This window comes from Frankia sp. CcCS3 (assembly GCF_977927575.1).
In genome coordinates this window covers 1-10,108 of record NZ_CDWRCL010000141.1, presented here as the reverse complement: position 1 = coordinate 10,108, position 10,108 = coordinate 1, and the positions used below count along the sequence as shown (strand labels likewise).

The 10,108-nt window shown below is 70.3% G+C and carries 10 protein-coding genes and 1 pseudogene; 5 read left to right on the top strand and 6 right to left on the bottom strand.

Annotation, left to right across the window (positions count from 1 at the left end; genetic code table 11):
- The 4 genes and pseudogenes from AC08OQ_RS13000 to AC08OQ_RS12985 all read left to right on the top strand — a co-directional run.
- A pseudogene (locus AC08OQ_RS13000) lies at nt 1-531 on the top strand (hypothetical protein); the annotation flags it as partial.
- A gap of 6 nt (nt 532-537) precedes the next feature.
- A complete protein-coding gene (locus AC08OQ_RS12995; RefSeq protein WP_476601279.1) occupies nt 538-801 on the top strand; it encodes a hypothetical protein in 264 nt (87 codons plus the stop codon).
- Between the two features lie 269 nt (nt 802-1,070).
- Entirely contained in the window at nt 1,071-2,591 is a 1,521-nt protein-coding gene (locus AC08OQ_RS12990) for an alpha,alpha-trehalose-phosphate synthase (UDP-forming) (protein ID WP_476601278.1), read from the top strand.
- A gap of 151 nt (nt 2,592-2,742) precedes the next feature.
- Nucleotides 2,743-2,937, top strand: a complete 195-nt coding sequence (locus AC08OQ_RS12985; RefSeq protein WP_462189278.1) for a hypothetical protein — start codon at nt 2,743-2,745, stop codon at nt 2,935-2,937.
- Between the two features lie 112 nt (nt 2,938-3,049).
- On the opposite strand, the gene AC08OQ_RS12980 is transcribed toward AC08OQ_RS12985, so the two are convergent.
- From AC08OQ_RS12980 to AC08OQ_RS12960, 5 genes are all read right to left on the bottom strand, one after another.
- A complete protein-coding gene (locus AC08OQ_RS12980) occupies nt 3,050-3,607 on the bottom strand; it encodes a SixA phosphatase family protein (protein ID WP_476601277.1) in 558 nt (185 codons plus the stop codon).
- Complete coding sequence (locus AC08OQ_RS12975) at nt 3,604-3,897, bottom strand: hypothetical protein (protein ID WP_476604423.1); 294 nt, start codon at nt 3,895-3,897, stop codon at nt 3,604-3,606. The genes AC08OQ_RS12980 and AC08OQ_RS12975 overlap by 4 nt, the downstream gene beginning before the upstream one ends.
- Before the next feature lie 268 nt (nt 3,898-4,165).
- A complete protein-coding gene (locus tag AC08OQ_RS12970) occupies nt 4,166-4,534 on the bottom strand; it encodes a WhiB family transcriptional regulator (protein WP_462188063.1) in 369 nt (122 codons plus the stop codon).
- Nucleotides 4,535-5,435: 901 nt separating this feature from the next.
- Nucleotides 5,436-5,858, bottom strand: a complete 423-nt coding sequence (locus AC08OQ_RS12965) for a rhodanese-like domain-containing protein (RefSeq protein WP_462188064.1) — start codon at nt 5,856-5,858, stop codon at nt 5,436-5,438.
- Nucleotides 5,855-6,523 (bottom strand): cysteine dioxygenase, encoded by a 669-nt coding sequence (locus AC08OQ_RS12960; protein WP_476601275.1) that lies wholly within the window; start codon nt 6,521-6,523, stop codon nt 5,855-5,857. Before AC08OQ_RS12960 ends, AC08OQ_RS12965 begins: the two co-directional genes overlap by 4 nt.
- A gap of 743 nt (nt 6,524-7,266) precedes the next feature.
- On the opposite strand from AC08OQ_RS12960, the gene AC08OQ_RS12955 reads away from it, so the two are divergent.
- Nucleotides 7,267-9,006: a sensor histidine kinase gene (locus AC08OQ_RS12955; protein WP_476601274.1), complete on the top strand. Its 1,740-nt coding sequence runs from the start codon at nt 7,267-7,269 to the stop codon at nt 9,004-9,006.
- 58 nt (nt 9,007-9,064) lie between these two features.
- On the opposite strand, the gene AC08OQ_RS12950 is transcribed toward AC08OQ_RS12955, so the two are convergent.
- Nucleotides 9,065-9,760 (bottom strand): response regulator, encoded by a 696-nt coding sequence (locus AC08OQ_RS12950; protein ID WP_462203874.1) that lies wholly within the window; start codon nt 9,758-9,760, stop codon nt 9,065-9,067.
- Nucleotides 9,761-10,108 lie beyond the last annotated feature (348 nt).

Here is a 10,108-nt window from a genome sequence, read left to right as displayed (position 1 = left end):
CGGGCGCGGGGTGGCCGCGCCGGCGGCCCGCACGAGCCGTCCGCTGCGCAGGTGGACCCGCAGACCGCGCCGCGCCAGGCCTACGAGCTCTGCCTGGACGTGATGAGCAAGGCCGCCGAACTGCGGGCCGTCTCCAAGGGCACCGGCTCGGCGTCGGCCGGGCTGCTGACCGCCCTCGCCTGCGTGCTCATCCTCGGGATCGTCGGACTTCTGCGGGCCTTCGTCGCCGTGCCCGCGGTGCCATGCCTGGTCGGGTCGACGGTGGCCGCCGCCGTTCTGGTCGCTCTCGGGGCCGGCGGCGAGGATGGGGCGAAGGCGGTGTTGCGGGCGGGCACCCTGGGAGCGGGTACGGCCGCGGTGATGGTGCTGGCCACGTTCCGGCTCGCCCCGATGGAACCGGTCGGGGTGATCGCGTCGCTGGCCGCGCTCGCGGTGGCGGTCCGCTTCGGTCTCGGCCTCGGCGGCGGGCAGGCTCCGGCCGGCGCCTCGAAGAGCGGTGGTTCCAGGAGCGGTGGTTCCAGGAAGGGATGAGGACGGGTGTCAGGCACGATCGCCGACGTCAAGGCGCAGCTCGACGAGGCGTTCCGGCGCACCGAGGAGGTGGCCGGGCAGTTGGAGGGCGCGCTGAGCATGATCGAGGAGGCGCAGGCGATGGTGATCGCGGCGACCGACGGCAGTGAGCACCGCGCGGTCGAACAGTTGACCAGCACGTTGGTGGAGACACGCGACACATTGCAGACGTCGCTGGCGTCGTTGGGATCGGCTGTGCAGGAGGTTCGGGACTACCGGGACGGTCTGTAGACGGCTGGGGTGAGGCACGGCACGCCTCCCGACGTGGGACGGGATCTCCCCGTTGCGGCTTGCCGGGGCATCTGGTTACAGAAGGACACCTTTCGGATGAGAGCAGTAATCAGATGAAGGTCTGGGTAACAACGTCCTAGCCGCGTTGCAACGCGATGCATCCGAAAGCCGGGCTTACTACAGTCCGGATTGTTCCCGTGCGCTCGGGCGCTCGGGCTCAGCGGTGCCGGACGCCGAGTACCGCCCGTGACCAGGAGGCCGTATCCGCCGTGTCGGACTTCAACCCGCTCGACCTGCCGCTCGTGCTGCTGTCCAATCGCGGTCCGGTCAGGTTCGACCGGGACGCCACCGGTCGTACCGTCACCCGGGGGGCGGGCGGCCTCGTCTCGGCCCTGTCCGGACTCGCCGAGCATCTCGACGACGCGGTGTGGGTGTGCGGCGCAGCCAGCGAGGAGGACGTCGCCGTCGCCGGGGAGAGCGCCGGGAGCTCCATCCTCGTCCAGACCTCTCCCTCGCCCCGGCTCGCGGAGGGCGAGCCGGACGGCCCCGCCATCCGGGTCCGGCTCGTCGTTACCGATCCGACCGCCTACGCCGACTTCTACAGCGTGTGGTCCAACCCGATCCTGTGGTTCATCCAGCATGGCCTCTACGGCCGGTCGCTGTCACCGGTGTTCACCCGGGCCGAGCACGACGCCTTCGAGAACGGCTACGCTGCGGTCAACCGGGCCTACGCCGACGCGGTGGTTGACGAGGTGCGCGCGCGGGGTGGCAAGGCGCTCGTCCTGCTGCAGGACTACCACTTCTACCTCGTGGCCGACTGGGTGCGGGAGCAGTGCCCGGATGTGGTGCTCACGCATTTCATCCACATTCCCTGGCCGGGGCCGGACGAGTGGCGCGTCCTGCCCGCCGACATCCGGGAGCGGCTGCTGCGCGGGCTGCTCGGTAGCGATGTGGTCGGTTTCCATACCCGGCGCTACGCTCGCAACTTCGTCCTGTGCGCCCAGGAGCTGCTCGGCCTGCCGACCGACCTGGAGCAGCTGACGGTGACGGTGGCGGACCGGGTGGTCCGCGCCCGGTACCACCCGATCTCGGTCGACCCGGCGGCGCTGGACGCTACGCAGGCCTCCGAGGAGGTGGCGGCGCATGTGGCGATGCTGCGCTACATCTTCCTCGACGATGGCCGTCAGCTCATCCTGCGGGTGGACCGCACCGACCCCAGCAAGAACGTCGTGCGCGGCTTCCTGGCCTTCGGCACCCTGCTCGATCAGCATCCGGAGCTGGTGGGCAAGGTCAGCTTTCTGGCGCTGCTGCAGCCCAGCCGCACCGACGTGCCGGAGTACGCCGACTACATCGCCCTGATCGGCGCGGTCGTCGCGGAGATCAACGCCCGGCATACCAAGGAGGGGCGCCAGCCGATCGACCTGCGGATGGTCGAGGACTTCCCGCTCGCCGTGGCGGCCTACTCCATCTGTGACGTTCTGATCGTCAACGCGATCGCCGACGGGATGAACCTGGTCGCGAAGGAGGTCGCGGTCGTCAACCGGCGTGGCGGCGTGCTGGCGCTGTCGGAGATGGCCGGGGCGCACGAGGAACTGGGTGAGTTCTCCGTCACCCTGCACCCCTTCGACGTGCAGCAGATGGCCGACGCCCTGTACACTGCGCTGACGATGCCGATGGAGGAGCGCCATCGTCGGCTCGCCGCGGCCGCCGAACAGGTCCGCACCCACGACGTGCGGCGCTGGCTCGACGACCAGCTGGTGGACCTGCGGCGGGTCGCCGGATTCGGGTGACCGGGCTCCCGGCGCGGGAAGAGAATGGCGAGATCGGGTAAAGGTACATCGCCATCCGGGATCGGACATGCCGATCGCGGGTAGTCTCGCACCGGAAAACGATGTGCATCGGGTCGCCGGGCGGCCCCGATGAGGACGGACGGGAGTGGACGTGGCTAGTGAGACCGGTCACCACAAGGCCAACACGGGTTCGTGGGCCGCGGTACTTCTGATCATTGTAGGCTTCGTCGTCGGGACGTTCGCCCTCCCGCTCGCCTCGGTGCCGTTGTGGATCGCGGCCGGCGCACTGTTGGTCCTTGGTGGCGTCTTCGCCCTCGTCTCCAAGATCATGGAGCAGGCCTACTGAGTGCCGTGCCGATCTGGTTCAACGAGGCCTGGCGCGGCACCTACCAGTTCATCGGGCTGCCGCGCCGCGGCGCTCGGCCGCCGGCCGAGCTCAGGCCGGCGGCGTTCCCGACTCAGGCCGGTGGGCCAGGTTTCGGGGCTCCCGTCGGTCTGGCGGCCTCCCGCAGGCCCCGCGGCGTGACGAAGGAGACGAGCCGGGCCGAGTCCTGACCCAGCTCCGCCCAGCGCGTAACGGTCAGATCTTGGACAGCGAGTGCCGCCGTCGGGAACGTGGGGATCTGGTACCGCTCGGCGGGGGGCAGCAGGGCCACGGCCAGCGTGTGGATACCGGGATTGTGCCCGACGAGCATCACGCTGGGCACTCCGTCGTCGATCTCACGCAACCGGTCCAGCAGGTCCTGCGCCTCGGCCAGATAGAGCCGGTCCTCGGTCAGGACTGGGACGTTCGGGGGGAGCGCCTCCGCGAGGCCCTCGACGGTCTGCCGGGTCCGCAGCGCGGAGGAGCACAGAATGAGGTCGGGCGCGAGCCTGTTGTCCGTGAGGTAGCGCGAGATAATTTTGCAGCCCCGCCGGCCCGATCCCGACAGCGGTCGATCGGCGTCGTGGATCGACCGCTCGGCCCAGTCTGACTTTGCGTGCCGCAGCAGAAGAAGGCGCCGCTGTGGTCTCACGAGAGAGCCCTCCGCTGCACGGGGAGGAAATCGACGGCGCGACGTCCGTCGCGTTCCAGCCGGAACTGCCATTCCAGCCGGAATTGCCGGGAATTCGCGCCTGGCGTGGCGGGCGCGGAACGGCGAGCAGGACCGTGCAGGGCTGGCTCGATATAAAGCATGATATTCGGGGAAAAGAATTTCTCGGTAAATTTTCCAGGGTTTGTCGGTGGCGGCGCGGCCTGGGGTTTCTCGCCGCCACCGCCCGGATCGTCGAATCCGGCCTCGCCGGGAGCCATACCCGTGCCCACCGCGCCCTCCCGCGTCCGGTCCCCGTGCCGCCGCGCCGCACGCCCCGCGGCGTGAGGTGATGACACGCAGACTGCCCAGGATGGGCCGGGTCCGTCAATGGGGTATGGCCCGACCGGATAGCGAGGGCGTCGCGGCCGAGCCGTCCGGAACCATGGCCCTGATCATCGCCACCGATGTCCGGGCAGATCGGCCGGCGTGAGGAGCCACCGCGCGGCCAGGGGCGGCCACCGGTGCGGGGCGCGCCCGGGGCCACCGGGCGCGGTCCGCTCAGCTCGCGACCGACACGGACAGCAGCAGCCGGTCGGCGAAGACTAGGGCGTCGTCCGCGCTCAGCCGTCCACGGGGGACGACGGAAGCCCGCTCGTCCGAGGTCAGGCCGCCCCACATCCCGTGCTCTTCCTGGCAGAAGATCGCGGTGGCCAGGCACGGGCGCTGCACCGGGCAGTCGGAGCAGATCTTGCGGGCCCGCGTCTCGGCCGCGGCCCGGGCTTTCGTGTTGCGGCCGTCCGGCGGGAAGAAGGCGTCCGGGTCGCCGTCCCGGCAGGCCGCGTCCTGGCGCCAGTAGGCGGGCCAACCAGCTCCGAACGGCTGTGGCGGCAGATCACGGCCGGGAAGAACCGGGACACCGGCGCTCATCGTGCACCGCCGGACACGTGGTGACACGCGGGGGACAGAGAGCTAAGCGTGGCGAAGCTTCGAGCGGGTAGCACGCTGGGCTGACTGGGCATACCGTCTCCTGCTGACGTTGCAAAGGCGGACACATGCTTTTCCAGACCGCCGAATCCGGTGTTGCATACACCCCAGACAGGCAGGTCAACCTGGTCGAGCCGAGAAGCCCTCGGGCGTTCCGGGTGGAATCCGTCAACGCTGCCTTTCGGTTGGCATACCGTGGGCGGAGCTCCGCTCGGAAACGATCCCGTCTCGTCTCGTTAACCGAGGAACGTAGACGTCTCTCGACCGGATAGCAAGGGTTCCGGAACGCGGACGTCCGGGGCTCCGTACCGGCGTGTGCCGAGGTGGATGGTCACGCACCGTGCGCGTTCCGAGATGACTGCTGTCGGTCGGGATCGGTGTTGCCGTCGGTCGGGCTCGGTCGCCGCGGCGACCGGGATCGGGCTCGCCGGGTACCGCCGGATGGGCGGGGAATCGCTACTGGACAGCGGAAACAGCGTGCATGAAGATCACTTTCGGCTGGCCGGCGCGGCCCGGGAGGGGTGCCGGCGGGGCCTTGGTGATCAAGGTTGGAGTGGTACCCGGGTTCGATTGCGTACGGGTGACGATCCCGCGAAGGTCCGCTTACCCCGGTTCTCGGGGGATGATTTCGGTAGAGAAATGTGCGCAGAACCACATCCGATGTTTTTGCTGCTGCATGCGCCCCTGACCTCTGCGGGTGCAGGGGCGGCGATGACGTGGCCGGCACGACCGAGACTCCCTGGGCGGACCCCCGGTGGATCCCCCGGGTAAACCCGCCGGCCCGGTCGAAGTCGGTCGGGGCCTCGACCGGGCCGGCGGGTCGCATCGCGTCGGGTCGCGTCGGTCAGCGGGCCGGGCGGGTGGGGAGCCCGGTCGCCGCCCAGCCGTGGAATCCGCCGATCACGTCGGTGGCGCGCCGCAGGCCGAGCTGTTGCAACGAGTCGGCTGCGAGGCTGGAGGTGTAACCCTCTGAGCAGATCACGATGACCTGCAGGTCGTCCCCCGTCGCCAGCGGCAGGCACGCGTCGCTGGTGGGGTCGAACCGCCATTCGAGGACGTTGCGCTCCACGATGACGGCGCCGGGGATCTCCCCCTCCGCGGCGCGCTGCGCCGCGGGTCGGATGTCGACCAGCACCGCGTCGCCGTTCTCGGCCAGGGCACGCGCGGCCTGCGCCGGTTCGAGTCGGTGCAGCCGGGACCGGGCCGCCGCGAGCATCGCGTCGATCCGGCTCGGTGGTGTGGCCGTGGCGTGCTCGGTTGCCGTCATGCGCCGCTCCCGGCCACCGCGGGGGTCGGAGCCCTGCGGTCGCCCCTGCCCGCCTCGATTATCGCGGTGGCCGCGCCGATGGTGACGGCCGGGCCCAGGTCCGTCGCGGCTGCCGCGGCCGCAGGCGGGATCTCGACGGCACGCGGATCCTCCGTACGGCCGCCATCGGCCGGCGTCGGCGCGAACCGCATCGACAGTTCCGGTGGGGAGTAGGCGTGGATCGTCGTCGCGACCTGCCGGCCGCGGTTGGCGACCCGGTGGACGTGGGTCGCATCGAAGCCGACCACGGCCCCGGTCCCGTGCCGGTGCACCTGGGAGCTGGTCCAGCTTCGGTCGTACTGGTCCTCCTCCACGAAACCCTCAGCGACCGTCAGCGCACCCAGCGCGCCGCCATGATTGTGTACCTCCGTCTGCTGCCCCGGGTACCAGCCGATCAGCCACACCTCCACGGTCGCGGAGAGCAGCAGCCGGGTGTACCACCGGCGGTCGGGACGGTGACGGATGACGGGACGCCAGACCTCGGGCGTCGCCGAGACCGCGGCGGTCAGTTCGCACAGGGTCGCCAGGTCGATGAGGCCCGGCTCATCGCTCAGGCACGAGGTCGGCACGAAGGGGTCGGCGATGCGGGTGGGGTCGGCGATGAGGACCGGGTGGAGGAGGGGCACGAGTCACTCCCAAGACGCGGGTAATGCTGGGACGCGGGTGATGCCGGGACGCGGGTACGTTCGCCGGCACACCGCCGGACACGGCCGGGCGGGGAGAAGCGGTGCCGCGCGCGAGACTGATGCGCCGGGTCACCGCATCGAATGAGCACGATGGTGATGTCCTGCCGGCGGTGGCCCGCCGTGGCGCAGGCACGGAGTGCGACGGCGCAGAGCGGTGGAGATCACGGTGCGAACGGGCTGAGCGTGGCGTCGCGAGGCCGACGGACCGTCGGGGCGGGGCGACAGAACTGCCAGCTGGACCAGCCGATCAACCGATTAGGGACGGCAGACGACGAGCCGCCGCCGACGGCGCCGCGGGAGGATGACGCTGGCTCAGGCCCGCCCGGTACACGCCGCGCTGACGACCCGGCCCAGGTCCGTCACTCGGTCGCGGTGCAGGAAGAGGTGGGGCATTGCCATGAACGACACTCTACGTTGGAGGTAGCCCGGCGCGTTGTGGCCCTCCGAGACTCGGCTGGTGCTCGTTATGGTGTTCCGCCTGCTGCTCCGCGGAGTCGGTGTTTGCCGGATATCGTGCATGGCAGGCAATCCTTCCGCCTGGGCAGGCGCCCGCACGTCACCCTGCTGGAGAGAGGGACCGGAAATGAGGTGCCACGCGCGGTGGTTTTCGTCGAATTCCGTCGATACCCGGACGAAGGTTCGGTCATTGCCCTGGACCAGGGCCTAGACCAGGGCCCGCGCCGATGAGCGGACCCGTCCCCGATGTCGATCGTGCGCGGCTCGAACAGCTTCTGATCCAGCTTTCCGAGCAGGTGAACGAAGTGGCGTCCGTGCAGACCCGGATGCGTGGCCTGCTCGACGCGGTCGTCGACGTGGCCCGGGAACTGAGCCTGCCGGTCACCCTGCGCCGGATCGCGCAGGCCGCCTGCCAGCTCGTGGGGGCCAAGTACGGCGCCCTCGGGGTGATCGGCGACGACGGGGAGATCTCGGAGCTCATCCATGTGGGCTTCCCCGACGAGGTGCCCACCATGATCGGCAGACTTCCTGAGGGGCGCGGCCTGATCGGGGAGAGCCTGCGCCACCCTCGGCCGTTGCGGGTGGCCGACGTCGCCCGTCATCCCGTTGCGATCGGGTTTCCCGGCGGGCACCCGCGGTTCGACACCTTCCTCAACGTCCCGATCATGGTGCGGGGCGCGGCGTTCGGAACGCTGTTCCTCGGCGCGAAGCGCGGTGGCGGCGAGTTCACCCAGGAGGACGAGGATCTGGCGTGCGCGTTGGCGGCCGCGGTCGGTTTCGCGATCGAGAACGCGCGGCTGTACGAGGAGACCAGGCGCCGGCAGGCCTGGCTCTCGGCCAGTGCGGAGATCACGACCGCGCTGCTGTCGGTCGCGGAGCCCGAGAAGGCGCTCGACCTGGTGGCCCGGCGGGCTCGTCAGGCGACCGCGGCCCGGCTCGCCGCGATCCTCGTCCCCGACGAGGCCGGCCTGGTCGTCGGGGTTGTCGCCGGGGAGGGGGACGACGACCTGCGAGGCCGGGTCTTCGCCGACAACCGCCGCCTGAACGAGGCCATGCGCACCGGCCGGGCCGTGCTCGTGCCCGCCGACTCCCCGGGCGGTCCGCTGTTCGGCGCGGACCATCCCGACCTCCCGGTGAAGGTCGGCATGGTGGTGCCGCTGATGGCGGGTGGCCGGGCGCTGGGCATCCTCGTCCTCGGCTCGGGTGAGCGTTCGGCCTCCTTCGGCGGTCTGGACCTGGAGATGGCCGCGGCTTTCGCCGGGCAGGCCGCGCTCACCCTCGAACTGGCCCGGGTGCACCGCGACCGGGAGCGTCTGGCCGTCTTCGAGGAACGAGACCGCATCGCTCGGGACCTGCACGACGTCGTGATCCAGCGGTTGTTCGCCACCGGTCTGCACCTGCAGAGCCTTGCCCGGGTCGTGGACAGCCGGGCGGCCGGGCGGCTGGACGCCGCCGCCGGCGAGCTCGACCAGACCATCTCCGACATCCGTCAGACGATCTTTTCGTTGACCTCCAACGCTGCTGAGGAGACCGATCTGCGCGCCGAGATTCAAGCGGTCATCGCCCAGGCCGAACGGGCCCTGGGGATCACCCCGACGGTCCGGCTGGACGGACCGATCGACCGCGGGGTCCCCGCGGCCATCCGCCCGCACATGCTCGCGGCGCTGCGCGAGGCGTTGTCCAACATCGCCCGCCACGCGCGGGCCTCCCGGATCCACGTGTTGCTGCGGGTCACCGACGCCGACATCCTGGTCGAGGTGCGCGACGACGGCCGCGGCCCCGGCAAGGCCTCGCGCAGCAGCGGGCTGGCCAACCTGCGGCACCGTGCGCTCGACCTCGGCGGCCGGATGGAGTTCGGCCCGGGAGCGGGCGGCGTCGGCACCACCATGACCTGGCAGGTCCCGGTGATCGCGCCGTTGCCCGAGCTTCGCGTGCACTCCGGCGAGGGATGGAGCGTCCTCGGTTAGCGGGTACGGCGGGGTTGCGGGGAACCCCGGGCCTCAAGAGCCTCAGGGGTTCAGGGATTCAGGGATTCAGCCTGGTGGCGAACACCGCGGCCTGGGTCCGGCTCTCCAGCCCGAGCTTGGACAGCAAGCTGGAGACGTAGTTCTTCACGGTCTTTTCGGCGAGGAACATCCGGCTGGCGATCTGGCGGTTGGTGAGCCCCTCCGCGATCAGCCGGAGGATGCGCCGCTCCTGGTCGGTGAGCCCGGAAAGCCGTTCGTCCTCGGCTGGTCCCTCCCGCAGCCGCACCAGGACCCGGGGCGTCACCGCGGGATCGAGCAGGGACTTGCCCGCCGCCACCTGGCGCACCGCGTCTACGAGGGCGGTTCCCCGGATCTGCTTGAGAACGTAGCCGGCCGCGCCCGCCATGATCGCTGTGAAGAGCGCCTCCTCGTCGTCGAACGAGGTCAGGATGAGGCAGGCGATCCGTGGATCGCTCGACCGGACCTGCCGGCAGACCTCGATACCGCTGCCGTCCTCCAGGCGTGCGTCCAGCACCGCGACGTGGGGCTGGAGGGCCAGGATCCGGGCTACCGCCTCATCGGCCCGCCCGGCCTCCCCGACCACCTCTACATCGGGTTCGTCGGTGAGGAGATCCCGCAGCCCGCGACGCACTACCTCGTGGTCGTCGAGAAGGAACACCCGGATGGTTCCGGTGATCGACGCAGGCCCCGGTACGTCACCGACTCCGGAACCGTCCGCCAGTTCGTCTGACACCGTTGACTCCGCCCGACCCTGACGCCGTAGAAGACCGTCGCTGTTGTCACCTGCAGCAAGCAGAATATAACGCTCGCTGTTGGAGGCGGTGACCTCGACCGCACGGAAGCGGTGTCGTGCGTCTCGGCGGATGCCGTTCGGTGAACCCGTGAACGCCGGTTCCGGCGTCATCCGAAAAGGGTAGGTCCGGGTGGCGCCCCGCCGAAGTCCGGGGAGGTGTAGTCGAGTGGCTTCATGATGTGATTGCGCCAGGTCGCAATTGGCGTGCCGGCGGCGGATGTAGAGCCTGTCCGCGGGCCCGGAGGTTTCGCCTGCTCCCCGGCGCAGCGATGAGGAGTCGAAATGAAA

Excerpts from the sequence above, each read along its gene's own strand:
- AC08OQ_RS12970 (WP_462188063.1), bottom strand. The coding sequence starts at position 4,534 with ATGAGCGCCGGTGTCCCGGTTCTTCCCGGCCGTGATCTGCCGCCACAG.
- AC08OQ_RS12965 (WP_462188064.1), bottom strand. The coding sequence starts at position 5,858 with ATGACGGCAACCGAGCACGCCACGGCCACACCACCGAGCCGGATCGAC.
- AC08OQ_RS12955 (WP_476601274.1), top strand. The coding sequence starts at position 7,267 with ATGAGCGGACCCGTCCCCGATGTCGATCGTGCGCGGCTCGAACAGCTT.